This window comes from Microbacterium sp. SCN 69-37 (genome assembly GCF_001724435.1).
Taxonomy (GTDB): Bacteria; Actinomycetota; Actinomycetes; order Actinomycetales; family Microbacteriaceae; genus Microbacterium; species Microbacterium laevaniformans.
Map to the genome: position 1 here is coordinate 44710 of NZ_MEEL01000026.1, position 21535 is coordinate 66244.

Sequence of the window (21535 nt, forward strand, 5' to 3'; positions counted from 1 at the left end):
CGCGGTGGCGCGTCACGGTGTCGTCATTGTGTCACGGGCAGCAGCGGGGTGTCCGAGCCCGAGGGCATCACCCGGTAGTGCGTCAGCACCTGGGTCATGGCCTTCTTGAAGACCGAGCGGTTGGCCGAAGACATCGTGTTGGTCTTCGGCTCGTTGAAAAGGGTCAACACAACGTACTGCGGATCATCGGCGGGTGCGTAACCGGCCAGCGAGGTCATGAAGAGGTTGTCTTTGTAGCCGCCGTGCCCGTCCGGCACCTGTGCCGTTCCCGTCTTGACGGCCAGCCGGTAGCCGGGGATCTTGATGTCGTCGGCAAGCGTGCCCTGGGCGTAGACGTTCTCGAGCATCTGGGAGACTTCGGCGGCGGTCTGCGGCTTGATCACCTGCACCGGTGCCGGCAGGTCGGGGGTGACGACCGTTCCGTCGGGCTTCGTGCAGGACTCCACCAGCTGTGCCGGCATGCGCACCCCGCCGTTGGCGATGGTCTGGAACAGGCTCGTGACCTGCGTCGGCGTGACGGTGAAGGCCTGCCCGAAGGTGGTCGTGTAGAAGGTCTGGTTGTCCCAGGTCGACGCGTCCCGGATCTCTCCCGTGGGCTCGCCCGACCAGTTCAGGGCCGTGCCATCGCCCACGCCGAAACGCTTCAGGTAGTCGTAGCGCGTTTCGGCGGGCACCTGCGCGCCGAACTGCGACATGGCGACGTTCGAGGACTGCACGAGACCGCCGGTGAGGGTCAAATTCTCGATGGGGTGGCTCTCGGAGTCGTTGATGACCGCGCCGTTGGGGAACTGGATGCGATCGGGCGTCTCGACCGTGGAGGTCGGCGTGAGACCGCCCTGCTCGATGACGGTGGCGGCCGTCACGGGCTTGAACGTCGATCCCGGCTCGTAGGAGACGCGAAGCAGGCGCGAGCCACGGTTGTCGGGATCGGAGGCGCCGGGATCGTTGGGGTCTACCGTGTTGGTCTCGGCGAGGGCGCGGATCTTGCCGGTCTTCGCCTCCATGACGATGATGCCGCCCCAGTCGGCCTGGTAGCGCGCCGTCTCCTCGGAGATCAGCTGCTGCATGAACCACTGCAGATCGCTGTCGATCGTGAGCTTGAGCGTGCCGCCGTTGACGGCCGGCTTCTCGACCTCGGTGCCGGGGATGATCACGCCGTCGGCACCGCGCTGGTAGGTCAGCGAGCCGTCCGTTGCCTGGAGGCACGAGTTCTGCAGAGACTCCAGTCCCTCCAGCGGGTCGCCGTCGGAGCCGACGAAGCCGATGAGGTTGCCGGCGACCGCCCCGTCGGGGTAGGTCCGGGCGGGGTGGAGGGGGAAGGTGAGGAACGGGAGCTTCAGCGCCGCGAGCGCGCGGTACTCCTCGGTGGAGACGTACCGCTTCACATACGCGAAGCGCGACGCCGAGTTCTCGGCCAGCGCGTCGGACACGATCTTCTCGACGTCGGCGGTCGACTGGCCCGTGATCGCGGCGATCTTGGGGGCCACGTCGGTCCACGGAGTCATGATGTTCTTGCCGTCGGCATCCGTCATCGCGTTGCCGCTGGCATCGGTCTGCACGGCTCCCTGCGCCGCGAGCATGGGGTCGATCTGCACGTCGTAGAGCGTCGTGCTGCTGGCGAGGACGACGCCGTTGTCGTCGACGATCTCGCCGCGCGCTCCGTAGAGCGTGGTCTTGGCCCCGGTCGCGAACTGCTCGGAATCGTCGACGTGCTCGCGCGCATTGACCACCTGGATGTCCACCAGACGCACGACGAAGGCGGACAGCACCACCAGGACGACGGCGAGGGCGACGACGGTGCGGCGCCGCGGGCTGCGAGTTGCTCGTGTCGTCATGGATTCAGTGTGTGGCGGGGACGGGCAGACCGTCGGCGATGGCGGGGGGTGTCGGCGTATCAGGGATGGCCTTGTCGACCACGGAGCTGCCGCCGGTCGCGCCGAGGCTCGCAGCGGGGTCTCCGACGAGCGGACGCCCGCTGACGAGGGCGTTGCCGACGGCGGCCTTGCTCAGCGCGTTCACCGCGCTCGCACCGGTCAGGCCGGCGGCCGTGCCGATGACGGCGTTGTCGCTGAGCCGCAGATAGGTCGGCGCCTGGCCGGTGACCATGCCCATCGCCTCCGCATTCGCGGCGAGGTACTGCGGCGAGCTCAGGCCGGCGATGCTGTCCTGCAGCATCTGCTTCTGCCAGTCGAGACTGCGCTGCTGATCGCTGAGCGTCGACAGCTCGTAGGAGGACTGCGTCGTCAGGATCGACAGCCCCATCTGCGCGCCGCCGATCAGGAGCGCACCGCTGACCGCGACGATGCCGTAGACGAGCCGAGGACGCCGTCGCGGCGCGGGCTGCTCGACCGCGTGGAGGCGTCGCGCCGGCTCCCCGGGGGTGCGCAGCGGAAGGGGCGCAGCCCCCACGAACGGATCGAGGTTGCTCTCTGCCGGCACGCTCATGCCGCCTCCCGGATGCGTTCGGCCGCGCGCAGACGCACGGGTGCGGCCCGCGGGTTGCGCGCCTTCTCTTCTTCGGAGGCCAGCTCGGCGCCCTTGACCACGAGCCGGAATCGCGGAGCATGCTCGGGAAGCTCGACGGGCAGTCCGGCCGGTGCCGTGGATGCCGCGGCATCCGCGAACACGCGCTTGACGAGACGATCCTCGAGCGACTGGTAGCTCATGACGACGATGCGTCCGCCCACGTTCAACAGGTCCATGCTCGGCGGGAGGGCACGCTCCAGGACCGACAGTTCGGCGTTCACCTCGATGCGCAGAGCCTGGAAGACACGCTTGGCGGGGTGCCCTCGTCCCTCGCGCTGCACGGCGACCGGCGTCGCAGCGACGAGGATGTCGACCAGCTGCCCAGACCGCTCGATCGGAGCCTCGGCGCGCGCGGAGATGATGGCCCGTGCGTAGCGTCCGGCGAGCTTCTCTTCGCCGTAGCGCTCGAAGATGCGGCGAAGATCGCCTTCGCCGTAGGTCGCGACGATCTCCGCTGCCGTCGTGCCGGCTGTCTGGTCCATGCGCATGTCCAACGGCGCATCCTGTGCGTACGCGAACCCGCGATCGGCCTCGTCGAGCTGCAGCGAGGAGACACCGAGGTCGAAGAGGATGCCGTCGACGCGATCGACGCCGGCGGAGCGCACGGCCGATGCGATCCCGTCGTAGACGGTGTGCACCAGCGTGACGCGCTCGCCGAAGCGCGCCAGCCGCTCCCCGGCGATCCGCAGGGCGTCGGTGTCGCGATCGAGCCCGATGAGGCGGATGTCGCCGAAGCGCTCCAGCAGGGCCTCGGAGTGCCCGCCCATTCCCTCGGTCGCATCGACCAGAACGGCGCCCGGGTGGGCGAGGGCCGGAGAGAGCAGCTCGACGCAGCGCTCGAGGAGGACCGGGGTGTGGATGTCGGAGGTGCTCATGATGAGGGGGGTGTGGGCCGGAGTCGTGATCCCCATCCGCCTGACCTGACACCGGGGAAGTGCGTCAGGGCGTGCGGCTGGGAGTCACGGCCACGGCTCAGAACAGACCCGGGATCACCTCCTGCTCCATGTCCGAGTAGCTGTCTTCGTTGCTGTCTGCGTAGGCGTTCCAGGCCTGCGCATCCCAGATCTCCGCGTGGGCCCCGACGCCCGTGACCACGAGTTCGCGGTCGAGGTTGGCGTAGGCACGCAGGTGCGGCGGAATCGTGATGCGGCTCTGGCTGTCGGGCTTCTCGTCGCTGGCGCCCGACAGGAACATGCGCTGGAAGTCGCGCGCCTGCTTGTTGGTGAGGGGCGCCTCGCGGATCTTCTCGTAGACCCGCTCGAACTCCTTCGTGCTGAACACGTAGAGGCAGCGCTCCTGGCCTCGCGTCACGACGACCCCGTCACCCAGGTCGGTTCGGAACTTCGCCGGAAGGATGAGGCGGCCCTTGTCGTCGAGCTTGGGGGTGTAGGTGCCCAGCAGCATCGGCCACTCCCCCTTCCTCCGGCCCGATCAAGGTGCGCACCACTTTACTCCACTTTCCTCCACCTGACTATGGTTTCGTGGGCGCAACGGTTCCCTGGGCTCCCCCGGTGCGAATCGACGGGAGCGCCCGGCGCCGCGCAGCGCCGTCGCCGGGCACAAAAAAGAGCACCGACCTCGTGGTCGGTGCTCTTCGCGTCGTGCGCGGCGCTGCGGTCAGGATCCGTCTTGGCGGCGGTCCCAACGGTCGTTCATGCGGTCCATGAAGGACGAGGACCCGGTGCGGGACGGCTTGCGCTGGCCCTTGTGCTCCGGCGACGTCTTGAGCGCAGCGAGCCCCTTGGCGGGGGTGGCGGCGAGCACGACGCCGGCCACCATGACAAGGAAGGCGATCACGCCGATGGGGATGATGCCGGTGGACACACCCGCGATCAAGCCTCCGAGACCCACGAGCACGAGGATGGTGCCGTAGACGATGTTGCGATAGCTGAGGGTGCGGCCGTCTCGGGACGCGCTCACGACGTCTGCGTCCTTGTTCATGAGATGGCGCTCCATCTCATCGAGCAGACGCTGCTCCTGCTCTGACAGCGGCATGCTGCCCCCTCCTCGCCGTTTCGGACCGGCATCTCGTGCGGTCGATTCTACGCGTGCGGTCGAGAACTAGGCTAGGCCCGTGCACGCTTCCGCCGACCCGATCGAGGCCATTTCCCAGCGACTGGCAAGGTTCGTGACAGCGCAGCGCCTCGCGTGGGCGGATGCCGGCCCCGAAGCGCAGGTCTTCCTGGATGCCGCGACGCGCACCCTGGCCGGGGGAAAGCGTCTACGAGCGCGGTTCTGCGTCACAGGCTGGCGCGCGGTCGCGAACGCCGGCGGGGACGCGAAGGCGATCCCGGACGCCGTGCTCGATGCCGCCGCCGCGCTCGAGGTGTTCCACGCCGCCGCGCTCGTGCACGACGACATCATCGACAACTCCGACACGCGGCGCGGACAGCCCGCCGCACACCGTGCTCTCGAGGCGGCGCACGCGGGGTCCGGCTGGGTGGGCGACGGTTCGGCGTTCGGGCGGTCGGCGGCGATCCTGCTCGGCGATCTCCTCGTCGCCTGGAGCGACGACCTGCTCGAGCAGGGACTGGCGCGTGCGCCGCACGCGGCATCCGCGCGGGAGGTCTACGCCCTGATGCGCCGGGAGGTCACCATCGGCCAGTTCCTCGACATCGCCGAGGAGGCGGCGTTCACGACGGCCCCCGACGAGGAACACGCCGAGCGCGCCCTCCGCGTCGCGTCACTGAAGTCCGCGCGCTACAGCATCCAGCACCCCCTCCTGCTGGGTGCGGCGCTCGCCGGAGCCGACGCCACGCAGTCGGCGGCTCTGGCCGCCTTCGGTCATCCGCTGGGACTGGCGTTCCAGCTGAGGGACGATGTTCTCGGCGTCTTCGGCGACACTGCCGTCACCGGTAAGCCCTCCGGCGACGACCTCCGCGAAGGCAAGCGCACGCTGCTCATCGCCTACACCCGCGAGGCGCTCGCCCCCGATGACCGTGCCGCGCTCGACGCCCTCATCGGCGATCCCGCCCTCACTGCCGAGCAGATCGCCCAGATCCAGCAGAGCATCATCGACACCGACGCACTGGCGCGCGTCGAATCGGCGATCAGCGCCTACGCGGGCGAAGCGGAGCACGCCCTGCAGAGTGCACGACTGTCGTCGTCGGCGCTGGACCAGCTGAGAGAACTCGCCGACGCATCCATCAGCCGTACGGCGTGAGGCGGGTCGTGCTCGGTGTCAGGCCAGCGTCTGCGCGACGCGGCGGACCTCGCTCTTGCGCCCCTGACGGAGGGCAGAGATGGGCGCCTGGCCGATGGAGTCCTCCTCGCTGAGCAGCCAATCGATGGCCTCGTCGTCGGTGAACCCGGCGTCCTGAAGCACGATGATCGTGCCGCGCAGCGACGACAGCGGATGCCCGTCGACGATGAAGATCTCCGGCACGGCGAACGCGCCGCCGCGACGTGAGCCGATCAGGTGCTTGTCGTCGAGCAGCCGGCGCACGCGACCGAGCGGTTCATCGAGAACCTCGACGAGGTCGGGAAGAGTGAGCCAGCGGGTGGACGCGGGGACGATGTCGTCGGTCACCCTTCCACTATCGCATCTCGAGGCCGCAGCGTTGACGAGATCGAGCCTGTCGAAGCAGGAGTCACTTCTGTCACAGAAGTCACTTCTTATAGCACCCGTTGACATGAATTTACTTCCATGACACGGTGTCGTCGGGAGGAAACGGGTGCGAACAAGGAGAAGACCGTTGTCACGACTCGACCACCGCCCGAGCGCGTCGCGCGCGGCCACCACCGGTGTGATCGGCACGATCGGCACATTGGCGTTGACCCTGAGCGTCGCGCCGGCCTCGGCGGCGACGGCCGATCCGCGTCCGGCAGCCGGCGATCAGACGCGCATCGGCGCGCCGACGCCCCTCACTACCACCCGGCAGGCGGCCGCACCGGCGACCTACACCGTGGAGAGCGGCGACACGCTGTGGGATATCTCCCGACGGGTCGGAATCGAGCTGTCCGCACTGCGTGCGGCGAACGGGCTCGAGGCCACCACGGTGATCCATCCCGGGCAAGTGCTGGTTCTTCCCGGCGGGATCGCCCCGGCCGCGGAGTCTTCGGCTCCGGTCGCGAGGGCCGATACGTCGACCGGCGCGACCGCGACCTACGGAGTGAACGCGGGTGACACCCTGTGGGCCATCGCCGACGCGCACGGCGTGAGCCTCGATGCCCTGTTGCAGGCCAACGGGCTCGGGCGGGATGCCATCATCTACCCCGGCCAGACCCTCGCGATCCCCGGGCCGGCCGCCGTGCTCCAGGCCACCCCCGCCGCGGTCGAGACACCCCTGCCCGCAACGGCGCCGGCCACCGATCTCGACGCGGAGCAGACCGCGAATGCGCGGACGATCATCCGGGTCGGGCGCGAACTGGGCGTCCCCGATCGCGGCATCGCGATCGCTCTGGCCACGGCGATGGTCGAGTCGTGGATCCGCAATCTGGACTGGGGCGACCGTGACTCGCTCGGGCTGTTCCAGCAACGCCCGAGCACCGGATGGGGCACTCCCGATCAGGTGCGCGACCCCGTGCGCTCGACCACCGCGTTCTTCGAAGGCGTCTCGGGCCCGGACGGCCTCATCACGCGCGGACTGTTGGACGTGCCCGGATGGGAGTCGATGGACTTCGGCGCCGCCGCCCAGTCCGTGCAGGTCTCGGCGTATCCGGAGCGCTACGGGCCGTGGGAGCAGACCGCCTACGCGTGGCTCGCGGCACTCGACTGAGAGCGAGGACGCCGTGGCATTGCCTGCGCACATGCCGTGAGGGGTGAGCCGCTCCCGGGCCCGAGCGCTCCGGCTCCCTAGAATCGCAGGGTGAGCACGAGCCAGCAGACCGACCCGCTGATCGGCCGTCTGGTCGACGGGCGGTATCGCGTCCGCGCTCGCATTGCGCGCGGCGGGATGGCAACCGTGTACGTCGCGACCGATCTGCGCCTCGAGCGCCGCGTCGCCCTGAAGGTGATGCACAGCCATCTCTCCGATGACACGGTCTTCCAGAGCCGCTTCATCCAGGAGGCGCGCGCGGCGGCGCGCCTTGCCGACCCCCACGTGGTCAACGTCTTCGACCAGGGCCAGGACGGCGAGATGGCGTACCTGGTGATGGAGTACCTCCCCGGCATCACCATGCGCGAGCTGTTGCGAGAGCAGAAGCGCCTCAGCATCCCTCAGACGATCACGATCATGGATGCCGTCCTGTCCGGCCTCGCGGCCGCGCACCGCGCGGGCATCGTCCACCGCGACGTGAAGCCCGAGAACGTCCTGCTCGCCGAGGACGGGCGGATCAAGATCGGCGACTTCGGACTCGCGCGCGCGACCAGTGCGAACACGGCGACCGGGCAGATGCTCCTGGGAACGATCGCCTACCTCGCGCCCGAGCTCGTCACCCGCGGAACCGCCGACGCACGCAGCGATATCTACGCCCTCGGCATCATGCTCTACGAGATGCTCGTCGGCGAGCAGCCGTACAAGGGCGAGCAGCCCATGCAGATCGCTTACCAGCACGCGACCGACTCCGTCCCGCGCCCGAGCGCGCGCAATCCCGGCATCCCGGAGCAGTTCGACGAGCTCGTGATGTGGGCGACCGAACGCAACCCCGACGACCGGCCGGTCGATGCGCGCGCGATGCTCGAGCGTCTACGCGAGATCGAGAAGGAACTCGGCGTCTACCCGCATGTCGTCCGAGCGCCGGCCGCCGGCGTGGTCGCGGTCGACGACGGGGCCGACTCGGGTGAGCTCACCAAGGTCATGCCGGGGACCTTCACGGCTCCGACGGTCACCGAGACGGTGGACAACTCCACGCGCCTGCGGCTGCGCAGTCGACGCCGAGCGCGACGGGGCGGATGGCTGGTGGTGCTCGTACTGCTGCTCGCGGCGCTCGCGGGCGGAGCCGGCTGGTGGTTCGGGTCCGGACCGGGTTCGCAGGTCGGCGTTCCGGACGTGTCGGGGCGCACCCTGGACGAGGCGACGACTGCCCTCGCCGCCGAAGGGCTGACCGCGGTGCCCGCCCAGGATCACAGCCGCGACGTGCCCGTCGATCTCGTCATCCGCACCGACCCCGGCGCCGGCGCCCGCGTCGACAAGAACAGCGCCGTGAACGTCATCATCTCGCTGGGCCCGGCATCCCACGACATCCCCGCTCTGGCAGGACAGAGCCTGCAGGCGGCGACCACCTCCCTCGGCACGATCTACATCACTCCCTCGGGCGATCCGACGCAGATCTTCACCGATGCTCCCGCGGGCACCGTGGTGAGCGCGTCGATCACCCCGCCTGGAGGGGGCGCCGCGGTGGACTGCTCGAAGGGCTGCACGGCGCTGGAGGGGTCGACCGTGGCGTTCGAGACCTCCGCGGGGCCCGTCCCGGATGTGGCCGGCAAGACCGTGGATGCCGCGACCGCCGCACTCTCGGCCGTCGACCTGAACGCGACGACGACGCAGGCCTACGACGATGAGGTCGCCGAGGGCCGTGTGATCCGGATCGCGGACAAGGACGGCGGCGCACCGTTCCGCCCCGGCGACACCGTCACCCTGGTCGTCTCGAAGGGACCGCAGCCGATCCCCGTCCCCGACGTGACGGACATGACTCTGAATAAGGCGATAGCCGCGCTTCAAAGCGCAGGATTCAAGGTCAGCACCGATTCTCTGCCGCCGCAGCTGTTCTGGGACCTGTACTCGGTGACTTCGACCAACCCCTCGGCAGGTACTCAGAAACTTCCCGGGTCCTCCGTGACTATCACTGGGTTCAAGTTGGGCTGACCCGGGCGTGCGGCGCTGCCGCGGGTCAGCGCTTCTCGAGCTCCTCGGCGACGAGGAACGCAAGCTCGAGACTCTGCATGTGATTCAGGCGCGGGTCGCACAGGCTCTCGTAGCGCGTCGCGAGAGTGGCCTCGTCGATGTGCTCCGACCCGCCGAGGCACTCGGTGACGTCGTCACCCGTGAGCTCGACGTGGATGCCGCCCGGGAACGTTCCGACCGCACGGTGTGCCTCGAAGAAGCCGCGCACCTCGTCGACGACATCGTCGAAGCGACGCGTCTTGTAGCCGGTCGGGGTCGTGATGCCGTTGCCGTGCATGGGGTCGGTGACCCACAGCGGTGTCGCACCGGAATCGCGGACGGCCTCGAGCAGCGGCGGAAGGGCATCGCGGATCTTGCCGGCACCCATGCGCGTGATGAAGGTCAGCCGGCCCGGCTCGCGCTCGGGATCGAGCTTGTCGATGAGCTCGAGCGCCGTCTGCGGTGACGTCGACGGGCCGAGCTTCACGCCGATGGGGTTGCGGATCTTCGAGAAGTAGTCGACGTGGGCGCCGTCCAGCTCGCGCGTGCGCTCACCGATCCACAGGAAGTGCGCCGAGGTGTTGTACGGCGTGCTGGTGCGCGAGTCGATGCGGGTCATGGGGCGCTCGTAGTCCATCAGCAGACCCTCGTGCCCCGTGTAGAACTCGACGCGACGCAGCTCGTCGAAGTCGGCGCCCGCCGCCTCCATGAACTTGATCGCTCGGTCGATCTCGGTTGCGAGACGCTCGTACTGCTGGTTGGCCGGGTTCTGCGCGAAGCCCTTGTTCCAGCTGTGCACCTCACGAAGGTCGGCGAATCCGCCCTGCGTGAACGCGCGGATGAGGTTGATGGTCGATGCCGCCGTGTGGTAGCCCTTCAGCAGGCGCTGCGGGTCTGCGGTGCGGGAGGCTTCGGTGAAGTCGTAGCCGTTCACGATGTCGCCCCGGTACGCGGGCAGGGTGACGTCGCCACGGGTCTCCGTGTCGCTCGAGCGGGGCTTGGCGAACTGGCCGGCCATCCGCCCCATCTTCACGACGGGCATCGAGGCACCGTAGGTCAGAACGACGGCCATCTGCAGCACCGTCTTGATGCGGTTGCGGATCTGCTCCGCGGTCGCGCCGGCGAAGGTCTCGGCGCAGTCACCGCCCTGCAGAAGGAACGCCTGGCCGGATGCCGCGCGCGCGAGGCGGTCGCGGAGGTTGTCGACCTCGCCGGCGAAGACCAGCGGCGGCAGTGTGGCCAGCTCCGCCGACACCGCGGCGACGGCATCCAGGTCGGTCCAAGAGGGCTGCTGCTTGATCGGGAGCGTGCGCCAGTGATCGAGATCGGCGTGCAGGGTGGGCATCCGCTCAGTCTAGTGGCGACCCGGACGGCGCGGATGCCGCATGACGACGGCTCACGCGCGCGCTGCGCGCTCCTTCACCGTGGACGCGTAGACGTCGTCGTACTGCTGCTCCCCCAGCCGCTGCAGCGCCACCATGATCTCGTCGGTGACGGAGCGCAGGACGTACCGATCGGATTCCATGCCCTGGAATCGTGAGAAGTCGAGCGGTTCTCCGATCACCATGCCCACCCGGCCGACGCGCGGGATGGTGCGGCCGATCGGCATGACGGCGTCGGTGTCGACCATGACGACGGGGATGACCGGCACCCGTGCTTCCAGCGCCATGCGCGCGAGCCCGGTGCGTCCGCGGTAGAGCTTGCCGTCCGGGCTGCGGGTGCCCTCCGGGTAGATGCCCAGCAGGTCGCCCCGACCGAGCACCTGCAGTCCGGTGTTCAGCGATGCCTCCGACGCCTTGCCTCCGGTGCGATCGACGGGAATCTGGCCCGTCGCCTTCATGAACATCCGCGTCGCCCAGCCTTTGAGTCCCGTGCCGGTGAAGTAGTCGCTCTTGGCGAGAAAACTCATCGGCCGGTCGATCATGAGGGGCAGGAAGATCGAATCGCTGACGGAGAGATGGTTGCTCGCGAGGATGGCGGCTCCCGACGACGGGACGTTCGTCCGCCCGACGATCCACGGTCGGAAGATCGCTTTGACGATCGGCCCGATCACGATGTACTTCATGACCCAGTAGAACATCAGGCGGGACTCACCTCTCTGTGACGTCTGTCCGTGTCCACGATGCGACGAGGATATCCCGACGGCTCACTGGCTGCGCAGCCCGGCGAGATCGGCGACGCCCACCATCCCCGCATCGTTGCCGAGTGTCGCCGTGACGAAGCGCGCGGTCGGTCGATTGCCGAAGCCGGGCAGGGAGGTCTCGTACGCCAGCCGCGTGGGCTCCAGCAGAACCTCGCCGAGGTCGGCGACGCCGCCGCCGATGACGTAGAGGTCGGGGTCGAGAACCGCCTGAAAGGCTCCGCAGGCCTCTCCGAGCGCGGTGGCCACGCGGCGCACGGCCTCGACGGCACCAGCGTCGTCCTCGGCGAGGAGGCGCGCCAGGTCGGGCCCGTGGACGATGCCGTCCGCATCGCGGTGCGCAGCCAGCCGCTCGCCGATGCCCCCGGCCTCGGCGATGTCACCCAGCTCGCGCTGCAGGGCGCGCCCCGACGCGTACTGCTCGAGACAGCCGTTCTGTCCGCAGCCGCACGGGCGACCACCGCGGACGAACCGCAGATGACCGAGCTCCGCCGCGCTGCCGTTGGCGCCGATGAGGAGACGTCCGTCATTGATGACGGCGCCGCCCACGCCCGTGCCGAGGGTCACCATCACCATGTCGGTGGATCCCTGTCCCGCTCCGAAGCGGTACTCGCCCCACCCGGCGGCGTTCGCGTCGTTCTCCAGCGTGACGGGACGGCCGATGCGTGCTTCGAACTGCGCACGCAACGGCTCGTCGTGCCAGTCGATGTTGGGCGAGAGCAGCATCACCGATCGACTGCGGTCGATGTAGCCCGCCGCAGCGACACCGACCGCCGCGACCTCGTGACGCGAGGCCAGCTCGTGCACCATCGCGGCGACGGCGTCGGCGAGTTCGCCGGTGTCCACCGGCGTGGCGACGCGGGCGCGCTCGATGATCGCACCCGTGTCGTCGACGACACCTCCGGCGATCTTCGTCCCCCCGATGTCGATGCCGACGTTGAGCACGGCGCTCCCTTCCGGCCGGCCCGGGCGGCACGGCATCCGAGAGTCTAGTGTGGACAGGACAGACCCACGGTCGGGGCAGGCCGTGCTTTTCGGGCGACGCTGTCTTCTGTGGGACTGAGTTCCACCAGGAGTTAGACTCGATTCCAGCCGTCGATCGCCGACGCCACCCGGTACCGAAGGAGTTGCCGCCCATGAGCGCCGTACAGTTCGAAGTCCCCGCCGTCGTTCCCGCCGACCCGCAGGCCAACATCGCCGATCTGCTCGTCGAACGCGTCAAGGCGACACCGTCTCTGGCCCTGTTCGCCGTCCCCGATGGTGACGGCTGGCGAGACATCACCGCCGCCGAGTTCGAACGAGAGGTGATCGCGCTCGCGAAGGGCTTCGCCGCCGCGGGCATCGCCCCGGGCGACAAGGTGGGCTTCATCGCCCGCACCACGTATGAGTGGACGCTCGTGGACTTCGCCCTCTTCTTCGCCGGCGCCGTCATGGTGCCCATCTACGAGACGAGCTCGGCGGCGCAGATCAGCTGGATCCTGTCCGACTCGGGCGCCGTCGCGGTGCTCGGCGAATCGGCCGAGCACGCGGCCCGCATCGCGGAGATCCGTTCCGAGGTGCCGCTCGTCCGCGACGTCTGGTCGATGGAGGCCGGCGACCTCGACACGCTCCGCGCGGGCGGCGACACCGTCGAAGATGCCGAGATCGAGCGTCGTCGCCGCATCGCCGTCGGCTCGGACATCGCCACGCTCATCTACACCTCGGGTTCCACGGGACGCCCCAAGGGCTGTGTCCTGACCCACAGCAACTTCGTCGAACTCTCTCGCAACGCCGCCAAGGCGTTGGCCGAGGTCATGAACACCCCTGGCGGCGCATCGACACTGCTGTTCATCACGACCGCGCACGTCTTCGCCCGCTTCATCTCGATCCTCGACGTGCACGCCGGCGTGAAGACCGGGCATCAACCCGACACCAAGCAGCTGCTGCCGGCCCTCGGCTCCTTCAAGCCCACCTTCCTGCTGGCCGTACCCCGCGTCTTCGAGAAGGTCTACAACTCGGCGGAGCAGAAGGCGGAGGCCGGCGGCAAGGGAAAGATCTTCCGCGCCGCGGCCCACACGGCGATCGAGCACTCCCGACTGCTCCAGGAAGGCAAGAAGATCCCGCTGGGCACGAAGGTGAAGTTCGCCCTGTTCGACAAGCTCGTCTACGGCAAGCTCCGCGAAGCCATGGGTGGACGAGTCACCTATGCCGTCTCGGGGTCCGCTCCCCTGGGCCCACGTCTCGGCCACTTCTTCCACAGCCTCGGCGTGACCATCCTCGAAGGCTACGGACTCACCGAGACGACGGCGCCGGCCACCGTCAACCTCGCGACGAAGTCCAAGATCGGCACGGTGGGGCCGGTGCTCCCCGGCGTCGGCGTGCGTCTGGCCGACGACGGCGAGGTCGAGGTGCGGGGCGTCAACGTCTTCAAGGAGTACTGGCGCAACCCCGACGCCACGGCCGCCGCGTTCGACGACGGCTGGTTCAAGACCGGTGACATCGGCGCGTTCGACACCGACGGTTTCCTCACGATCACCGGACGCAAGAAGGAGATCATCGTCACCGCCGGCGGCAAGAACGTCGCTCCCGCGGCACTGGAGGACCCGATTCGAGCGAACCCGATCGTCGGTCAGGTGGTCGTCGTGGGCGACCAGAAGCCGTTCATCTCGGCGCTGATCACCCTCGACCCCGAGATGCTCCCGGCCTGGCTCGCGAACAACGGCCTCCCGGCGGACATGTCCCTCTCGGATGCCGCGAAGAACCCGCAGGTGCGGACCGAGGTGCAGCGTGCGGTGGACATCGCGAACAAGAACGTTTCGCGCGCCGAGTCCATCCGCAAGTTCACGATCCTCGACAGCGAATGGACCGAGGCGAGCGGACATCTCACGCCCAAGATGAGCATCAAGCGCAATGTCATCCTGAACGACTTCGCGAACGAGATCGAGGAAATCTACACCGTGCCGGTGACAACGACCAACGTGTCGCTGGGCTGATCTCGAGACGCGACGACGGGGCCGCCCGGATGGACCGCCCCGTCGTCGTGCTTCCCGGGGTCAGAACCAGGAAGACTCGCGGATGCGACGCATCGCGATCTTGCGCTCATGGGGGCTGAGCCGCGAGATGTAGAGCATGCCGTCGAGGTGGTCGGTCTCATGCTGCAGCGCCTGCGCCATGAGTCCCTCCCCCTCGAGCACGAGTTCGTCGCCGTCGAGATCCATGCCGACGACGCGAGCCCAGGGATAGCGCAGCGTCTCGTGCCAGAGATCGGGCACCGACAGGCATCCCTCACCGACCAGCGCCGGCTCACCCGACACCTCGGTCAGCACCGGGTTCAACACGTACCCGATGTCTCCGTCGATGTTGTAGCTGAAGGCGCGGAGACCGACACCGATCTGCGGCGCCGCCACTCCCGCACGGCCGGGCAATTCGACCGTGTCGAGCAGGTCCTGCACGAGCGACCGGATGCCGTCGTCGATCACGTCGATGGACGCGCTGGGAGCGCGCAGGACGGGGTCTCCGAACAGGCGGATCGGGCGGACGGCCATCAGGCGGCGCCCCGCTGACGCAGGCTTTCGACGACGATGGCGGCCAGCTCGCGCGCAGCCTCACGCGTCTCGGGCTGCAAGTCACGGAAGACGATCGCGCTGCCCGATGCGATGTGCGCGTCGTAGGGCACGCGGACCACGTGCCCGACCCGTGTCTGGAAGTGGGACTGGAGCTCACCCGCCCGCACGAGTGCAGCGCCGGGACGTGCCGTGTTCAGCACGACCACGGCGGAGCGCACGAGATCAGCGTAGCCGTTGCTCTCCAGCCAGGTCAGCGTCTCCGAGGCCAGGCGCGCCTCGTCCACGCTCAGCCCTGCGACGACGATGAGCTGATCGGCGCGCGCGAGGGTCGCCCCCATGACGGAATGGACGATGCCGGTGCCGGTGTCGGTGAGCACGAGCGAGTAGAAGTGCGCGGCGACGTCGGCCACCGCGTCGTAGTCGCTGTCGTTGAAGGCCTCGGACACATGCGGGTCGGTGTCGGAGGCGATGATGTCGAGGCGGGTGTGATCGCGCGCGACGATCTCGGAGATGTCGTTGAACCCGCGGACGTCTGCGTGGGCTCGTACCAGATCGCGGACGGTCTTGCCGCTCGAGCGGCCGATGCGCTCGGCGAGCGTGCCGCGGTCCGGGTTCGCGTCGACGGCGATCACCCGGTCCTCACGGGCGTCCGCGAGCGCCATGCCCAGCAGGGTCGTGATCGTGGTCTTTCCGACGCCGCCCTTTCGTGAGAGCACGGGGACGAACTTCGCGCCGCCGTGCAGCGGGGCCGCAATGCGCCGGTCGAGAGCCTTGCGCGCACGCGCGCGCTTGCTGTCGCCGAGGTTGATCCGACGTCCCGACAGCGTGTAGACGAGGTGCTGCCACGCACCGTCGGGCTCCGGGCGCACTGCGTGGGCGGGATCGAGCAGCCGGTCGGGGGTGAGCAGGTCGGAGCTCTCCCGCCCCGCCTCGAAGTCGCCGAGACGGCGCGACTGCAGGGTGATCTCGGACGTGCGAGGACGCAGGCGCTCGTGCTGCGCGGCGTCTGCGGTCGCGACGGAGACCGAGGTCAGCGCGACCGCTGCAGCATCGGCCATCTCCACCTCGTCCGTCTCATCGACGTCCTCGACGTGCTCGACGACATCCACCTCCTCGACGTCCTCGACGACGAGAGCGGATGCCGCGGCGGCATCCGGCCGTTCGACGAGACTCCCGTGGATCTCGACCTCGTCATCGAGCACGACATCGTCGTCGAAGTCGTCGTCGTCGACCGCGACGGGCAAGGCGACGTCGATCTGCGCGGTGGCTCCCTCGACGATGCCGATCCCGGTCGTCTCGGCGCCGGTCACGCTCTCCAGCACGCCGTTGTCGGCGTCCTCGCTCGCATTCTCGTTGCGGTCAGGCACGGCTACACACTCCAGTTCCGGGCCGGCGCCGTCGGGCTCCGGCCGATTCGGGTCGTCCTCGGGACGGCGCAGCCGCGGCGTCACCGCCGGGCCGCGGGGCGGGGTCCCGACCCCCATGGCTCGCGGGACGACTCACGCCCCCGCTCCAGGCTACTCGGAGGGTCGGACCACCAGCAAAAGATCGCCGGCCTCGACCGGCGTCGCCGCCTGGACGACGAGACGCTCGACGACGCCATCCACCGGTGCAGCGATGGCCGCCTCCATCTTCATCGCCTCGATGGATGCGACCGGCTGACCCGTCGAGACCCGATCACCCACCGCGGCCTTCAGCGTGACGACGCCGGAGAACGGAGCGGCGACATGGCCCGGCACGGCCGTATCGGCCTTCTCAGCCTGACGCACGTCGACCGCGATGGCGCGGTCACGCACGAACACCGGACGCAGCTGCCCGTTCAGCGTCGTCATGACGGTGCGCATGCCTCGCTCGTCGGCGTCACCGATCGCCTCCAGCCCCACGTAGAGCTGCACGCCGCGCTCGATCTCGACGACGTGCTCCGTTCCGGGCGCGAGGCCGTACAGGTAGTCCGCCGTGTCGAGGACGCTCAGGTCGCCGTATGCGTCGCGGATCTCACGGAAGGCCACTGTGGGGGCGGGGAACAGCAGCGAGTTGAGCGTGGCGCGCCGGGTCGCACTGCCGGCCTCGAGGTTCGCGGCATCGACGTCGGAGATCTCGGTGATCCCGGTGCGGATCTCGCGCCCGCGCAGCACCTTGGTGCGAAACGGCTCCGGCCAGCCCCCCGGAAGCTCACCCAGCTCCCCCGCCATGAAAGCGACGACGGAGTCGGGGATGTCGTAGGTGTCGGGGTTCTCGGCGAAGTCGGCGGGGTCGGCGCGCACGGCGGCGAGATGCAGAGCGAGGTCGCCGACGACCTTGGAGGAGGGCGTCACCTTCGGGATGCGTCCGAGGATCGCGTCCGCGGCGGCGTACATGTCCTCGATGAGCTCGAAATCCTCCGACAGTCCGAGAGCGATCGCCTGCTGGCGGAGATTCGAGAGCTGACCGCCGGGGATCTCGTGCCGGTAGACGCGTCCCGTCGGCCCGGGAAGACCCGACTCGAACGGACGGTAGAGACGGCGCATCGCCTCCCAATACGGTTCGAGTTCCGAGACGGCGCCGAGGTCGAGGCCGGTGTCGCGCTCGGTGTGCGCGAGCGCGGCGACGAGCGCGGACAGCGAGGGCTGGCTCGTCGTTCCTGCCATCGGGGCCGCGGCGGCATCCACGGCATCGGCGCCCGCGGCAGCCGCGGCCAGCAGCGTCGCGAGCTGTCCGCCGGCGGTGTCGTGCGTGTGCACATGCACCGGGAGCTCGAAGCGGTCGCGTAGTGCCCGCACGAGGCGCGCGGCGGCGCCCGGGCGGAGCAGCCCGGCCATGTCCTTGACGGCGAGCACGTGCGCCCCGGCATCCACGATCTGCTCGGCCAGCCGCAGGTAGTAATCGAGGGTGTAGAGGTCCTCGGTCGGTGACAGCAGATCGCCGGTATAGCAGAGGGCGACCTCCGCGAGCGTGGTGCCGGTGTGCAGCACGGCGTCGATCGCGGGGCGCATCTGGGAGACATCGTTGAGGGCGTCGAAGATGCGGAAGATGTCCACGCCGGATGCCGCGGCCTCCGACACGAAGGCATCGGTCACGCGCGTCGGGTAGGGCGTGTACCCCACCGTGTTGCGGCCTCGCAGGAGCATCTGGATCGCCACGTTCGGCAGCGCGGCGCGCAGGGCGTCCAACCGTTCCCAGGGGTCTTCGCCGAGGAAGCGGAGCGCGACGTCGTAGGTGGCGCCGCCCCAGGCCTCTACCGAGAGCAGCTGGGGTGTGAGCCGGGCGACGTAGGGCGCGACCGTCACCAGGTCTCGGGTGCGCACGCGCGTGGCCAGCAGCGACTGGTGCGCGTCACGGAACGTCGTCTCGGTGACGGCGAGAGGCGTCTGCGCGCGCAGCGTCGCCGCGAACGCGGCGGGTCCTTGTGCGAGGAGCCGCTGTCGCGAACCCGCGGGAGGGGCTACCGAGAGGTCGACGGGCGGTAGCTTCACGCGCGGGTCGACGATGGCGGGGCTCTCTCCGTGCGGACGGTTGACGGTCGTCTCGGCCAGCCAGGCGACGATCTTCGACCCTCGATCCTTGGACGCACGACCGCGCAGCAGCTCGGGGCGCTCGTCGATGAACGACGTGCTGATGTCGCCCGCGACGAATGCCGGATCGTCCAGCACCGCCTGAAGGAAGGGGATGTTGGTCGAGACCCCGCGGATGCGGAACTCGGCGAGGGCGCGTCGCGACCGCACGACCGCGGCGCCGAAGTCCCGTCCGCGGCACGTGAGCTTGGCCAGCAGCGAATCGAAGTGCGGGCTGACCTGCGACCCTGCGGCTGTCGTCCCCCCGTCGAGGCGGATGCCGGCGCCGCCCGGCGAACGGTATGTGGTGATCTTTCCCGTGTCCGGGCGGAAGCCCTGCGTCGGGTCCTCCGTCGTAATGCGACACTGCAGCGCCGCCCCGCGCAGGCGGATCTGGTCCTGGCGCAGGCCGAGCTCGGCGAGCGTCTCGCCGGCAGCGATGCGCATCTGCGATTGCACGAGGTCGACGTCGGTGACCTCCTCGGTCACGGTGTGCTCGACCTGGATGCGCGGATTCATCTCGATGAAGACGACCTCGCCGGCGCGGGGACCGGCCGTCTCGAGGAGGAACTCCACCGTTCCGGCGTTCTCGTAGCCGATCGACCGGGCGAACGCGATCGCGTGGGCGTGCAATGCCGAGGCGATGGTGGGGTCGAGGTTGGGCGCCGGCGCGATCTCGACGACTTTCTGATGACGTCGCTGCACCGAGCAGTCCCGCTCGAACAGGTGCACGGTCTCGCCGGTCTTGTCGGCGAGGATCTGCACCTCGACGTGACGCGGCCGCTGCACGGCCTGTTCCAGGAAGACGCGGGCATCGCCGAACGCGGCATCGGCCTCGCGCATCGCCTCCGCGATCGCAGGGGCCAGCTGCGGCGCGGCTTCGACGCGGCGCATTCCCCGCCCGCCGCCGCCGGCGACCGCCTTCACGAAGATCGGGAAGCCGATCTCGTCCGCGCGCGCGACGAGCGCGTCGACGTCGTCCGACGCGGGCGTCGAGCGCAGCACCGGCACCCCGGCCGCGATCGCATGCTCTTTGGCGGTCACCTTGTTGCCCGCCATCTCGAGGGCGCGCGACGGCGGGCCGATGAAGACGATGCCGCTGCGCGCGGCGGCCGCGGCCAGCTCGGGGTTCTCGGAGAGGAAGCCGTAGCCGGGGTAGATGGCGTCGGCGCCCGCCTGCTCGGCCACGCGGATGATCTCATCGACGTCGAGGTACGCACGCACAGGTTGGCCGATGGTGCCGATCTGGTACGCCTCGTCGGCCTTCAGCCGGTGCAGCGAGTAGCGGTCCTCGTAGGGGTAGACCGCGACCGTCCGCGCACCCAGTTCGAAGGCGGCACGAGAGGCACGGATCGCGATCTCTCCGCGGTTGGCCACCAGGATCTTGCGGAACATGCGGACCTCTTCTCCGAGCGGCTCCCGCGCGCCGAGGGAGCAGATTCCCCGACGAGCCCACTTTTCACGAGGGCCTGAGTGTCCTCACAGCCTAGGGGACGGTAACGTAGAGCCTCGTGCACGTACTCTCCGTCTCCTCGCTCAAGGGGGGTGTCGGCAAGACCACCGTGACTCTCGGCCTCGCCTCCGCGGCGTTCGCCCGAGGGGTGCGGACTCTCGTCGTCGACCTCGACCCGCAATCTGACGTGTCGACGGGCATGGACATCCAGGTGGCCGGCCGGCTGAACGTGGCCGACGTGCTCGCCAATCCCAAGGAGAAGGTGGTCCGCCAGGCCATCACCGCCAGCGGCTGGGCCAAGGTGCACCCGGGCACGATCGACGTCATGATCGGCAGCCCGTCGGCGATCAACTTCGACGGCCCGCACCCGAGTGTGCGCGACGTGTGGAAGCTCGAAGAGGCCCTCGCCACCATCGAAGCCGATTACGACCTCGTCCTCATCGACTGCGCCCCCTCGCTCAACGCACTGACGCGTACCGCATGGGCGGCTTCGGACCGGGTCATCGTGGTCACCGAACCGGGACTGTTCTCGGTCGCCGCCGCCGACAGGGCGTTGCGGGCGATCGAGGAGATCCGCCGTGGCCTGTCTCCCCGCCTGCAGCCGCTCGGGATCGTCGTGAATCGCGTGCGCCCGCAGTCGATCGAGCACCAGTTCCGCATCAAGGAGCTGCGCGACATGTTCGGTCCGCTCGTCCTGTCGCCACAGCTTCCCGAGCGCACGTCGCTGCAGCAGGCGCAGGGGGCGGCGAAGCCGCTGCACATCTGGCCGGGCGACTCGGCTCAGGAGCTGGCCGGCGACTTCGACGCACTGCTGGACCGCGTCATGCGCACCGGTCGGATCACCGCGGGCGAGCAGCGGGCCTGACCTTTTCCGTCACACAGCGGTCGGTCGTCGATCGGGCGCCGAAGACGAGAGCCGACAAGCAGCGCGTCGGCTCGCGGCGCCGTTGCCTTCTCAGGCGGACTTGACGGCGCGACGAGCGGCGAGTTCGTCGACGGGGTCCGGAGCCTGCGGATCGAAGTCGAGCAAGGTCGATTCGACCTCGTGCAGCACTTTGCCGACGGCGATGCCGAACACGCCCTGTCCCCTGCTGACGAGGTCGATGACTTCGTCGTTCGAGGTGCAGAGATAGACGGACGCGCCGTCGCTCATCAGCGTGGTGCCGGCGAGATCGCGGATGCCGGCGGCACGAAGCTGCTCGACCGCCGTGCGGATCTGCTGCAGGGAGATGCCGGTATCGAGAAGCCGCTTCACCAGTTTGAGCACGAGGATGTCGCGGAAGCCGTAGAGACGCTGCGATCCCGAACCGCTGGCGCCGCGGACGGTGGGCTGGACGAGTTCGGTACGCGCCCAATAGTCGAGCTGACGATAGGTGATGCCGGCTGCGCGTGCAGCGACGGCGCCGCGGTACCCGACCTCGTCATCCATCTGCGGCAGACCGTCCGTGAACAGCAGCTCGGTGGCGAAGCGGACCTCATCAGGCGCATCGTGCGCGGTCATGCTCGCCTCCATGTGGACAGTGCGTCGTTTCCTCCACGGTAGATCAGCCGAGTGCCTGCGGCAACGACATCCGCAT

General features: G+C 69.1%; 18 protein-coding genes. 5 read left to right on the forward strand and 13 right to left on the reverse strand.

What is annotated here, in order from left to right; genetic code table 11:
- Positions 1 to 23 precede the first annotated feature (23 nt).
- The 5 genes from ABS64_RS07415 to ABS64_RS07435 form a co-directional block, all read right to left on the reverse strand.
- Positions 24 to 1835, reverse strand: a complete 1812-nt coding sequence (locus ABS64_RS07415; protein ID WP_292682319.1) for a penicillin-binding protein 2 — start codon at positions 1833 to 1835, stop codon at positions 24 to 26.
- A gap of 4 nt (positions 1836 to 1839) precedes the next feature.
- Positions 1840 to 2445, reverse strand: coding sequence for a hypothetical protein (locus ABS64_RS07420; protein WP_039416149.1), 606 nt, complete (start codon positions 2443 to 2445; stop codon positions 1840 to 1842).
- A complete protein-coding gene (gene rsmH / locus ABS64_RS07425) occupies positions 2442 to 3401 on the reverse strand; it encodes a 16S rRNA (cytosine(1402)-N(4))-methyltransferase RsmH (protein WP_292682324.1) in 960 nt (319 codons plus the stop codon). The genes ABS64_RS07420 and rsmH overlap by 4 nt, the downstream gene beginning before the upstream one ends.
- Before the next feature lie 97 nt (positions 3402 to 3498).
- Complete coding sequence (gene mraZ / locus ABS64_RS07430; RefSeq protein ID WP_036316618.1) at positions 3499 to 3930, reverse strand: division/cell wall cluster transcriptional repressor MraZ; 432 nt, start codon at positions 3928 to 3930, stop codon at positions 3499 to 3501.
- Positions 3931 to 4143: 213 nt separating this feature from the next.
- Entirely contained in the window at positions 4144 to 4521 is a 378-nt protein-coding gene (locus ABS64_RS07435; protein WP_292682330.1) for a DUF3040 domain-containing protein, read from the reverse strand.
- A 79-nt stretch (positions 4522 to 4600) separates the two neighbouring features.
- Between ABS64_RS07435 and ABS64_RS07440 the strand changes: the two genes are divergently transcribed.
- The gene (locus tag ABS64_RS07440; protein ID WP_292682332.1) at positions 4601 to 5689 is read left to right on the forward strand and encodes a polyprenyl synthetase family protein; all 1089 of its coding nucleotides are present in this window, start codon (positions 4601 to 4603) and stop codon (positions 5687 to 5689) included.
- A gap of 18 nt (positions 5690 to 5707) precedes the next feature.
- Here the strand turns inward: ABS64_RS07440 and ABS64_RS07445 are convergent, their stop codons facing one another.
- Positions 5708 to 6055 (reverse strand): Rv2175c family DNA-binding protein, encoded by a 348-nt coding sequence (locus ABS64_RS07445; protein WP_005049107.1) that lies wholly within the window; start codon positions 6053 to 6055, stop codon positions 5708 to 5710.
- Between the two features lie 166 nt (positions 6056 to 6221).
- Between ABS64_RS07445 and ABS64_RS07450 the strand changes: the two genes are divergently transcribed.
- Positions 6222 to 7244 carry a LysM peptidoglycan-binding domain-containing protein gene (locus ABS64_RS07450; RefSeq protein ID WP_292682335.1) on the forward strand — a complete coding sequence of 341 codons (1023 nt, stop codon included), beginning with the start codon at positions 6222 to 6224 and terminating at the stop codon, positions 7242 to 7244.
- A 90-nt stretch (positions 7245 to 7334) separates the two neighbouring features.
- Entirely contained in the window at positions 7335 to 9272 is a 1938-nt protein-coding gene (gene pknB / locus ABS64_RS07455) for a Stk1 family PASTA domain-containing Ser/Thr kinase (protein WP_292682338.1), read from the forward strand.
- Positions 9273 to 9297: 25 nt separating this feature from the next.
- Here pknB and ABS64_RS07460 read toward each other — a convergent pair whose 3' ends face one another.
- The 3 genes from ABS64_RS07460 to ABS64_RS07470 form a co-directional block, all read right to left on the reverse strand.
- Complete coding sequence (locus ABS64_RS07460) at positions 9298 to 10635, reverse strand: class II 3-deoxy-7-phosphoheptulonate synthase (protein ID WP_036286495.1); 1338 nt, start codon at positions 10633 to 10635, stop codon at positions 9298 to 9300.
- Positions 10636 to 10686: 51 nt separating this feature from the next.
- Complete coding sequence (locus ABS64_RS07465) at positions 10687 to 11370, reverse strand: lysophospholipid acyltransferase family protein (RefSeq protein WP_005049096.1); 684 nt, start codon at positions 11368 to 11370, stop codon at positions 10687 to 10689.
- Between the two features lie 66 nt (positions 11371 to 11436).
- Positions 11437 to 12375 carry an ROK family glucokinase gene (locus ABS64_RS07470; protein ID WP_036286497.1) on the reverse strand — a complete coding sequence of 313 codons (939 nt, stop codon included), beginning with the start codon at positions 12373 to 12375 and terminating at the stop codon, positions 11437 to 11439.
- Between the two features lie 191 nt (positions 12376 to 12566).
- Here ABS64_RS07470 and ABS64_RS07475 point away from each other — a divergent pair, with 191 nt between their 5' ends.
- Entirely contained in the window at positions 12567 to 14402 is a 1836-nt protein-coding gene (locus ABS64_RS07475) for an AMP-dependent synthetase/ligase (protein WP_292682345.1), read from the forward strand.
- A 60-nt stretch (positions 14403 to 14462) separates the two neighbouring features.
- Here ABS64_RS07475 and ABS64_RS07480 read toward each other — a convergent pair whose 3' ends face one another.
- The 3 genes from ABS64_RS07480 to ABS64_RS07490 are packed head-to-tail and all read right to left on the reverse strand — an operon-like array spanning position 14463 to position 19900.
- Positions 14463 to 14954 carry a peptide deformylase gene (locus ABS64_RS07480; RefSeq protein WP_292682348.1) on the reverse strand — a complete coding sequence of 164 codons (492 nt, stop codon included), beginning with the start codon at positions 14952 to 14954 and terminating at the stop codon, positions 14463 to 14465.
- Positions 14954 to 16459 (reverse strand): MinD/ParA family protein, encoded by a 1506-nt coding sequence (locus ABS64_RS07485; protein WP_292682351.1) that lies wholly within the window; start codon positions 16457 to 16459, stop codon positions 14954 to 14956. The genes ABS64_RS07480 and ABS64_RS07485 overlap by 1 nt, the downstream gene beginning before the upstream one ends.
- A 33-nt stretch (positions 16460 to 16492) precedes the next feature.
- Positions 16493 to 19900, reverse strand: a complete 3408-nt coding sequence (locus ABS64_RS07490; protein ID WP_292682354.1) for a pyruvate carboxylase — start codon at positions 19898 to 19900, stop codon at positions 16493 to 16495.
- 116 nt (positions 19901 to 20016) lie between these two features.
- Here ABS64_RS07490 and ABS64_RS07495 point away from each other — a divergent pair, with 116 nt between their 5' ends.
- A complete protein-coding gene (locus ABS64_RS07495) occupies positions 20017 to 20823 on the forward strand; it encodes a ParA family protein (protein WP_036286515.1) in 807 nt (268 codons plus the stop codon).
- 90 nt (positions 20824 to 20913) lie between these two features.
- Here ABS64_RS07495 and ABS64_RS07500 read toward each other — a convergent pair whose 3' ends face one another.
- A complete protein-coding gene (locus ABS64_RS07500) occupies positions 20914 to 21459 on the reverse strand; it encodes a MerR family transcriptional regulator (RefSeq protein ID WP_036286573.1) in 546 nt (181 codons plus the stop codon).
- Positions 21460 to 21535 lie beyond the last annotated feature (76 nt).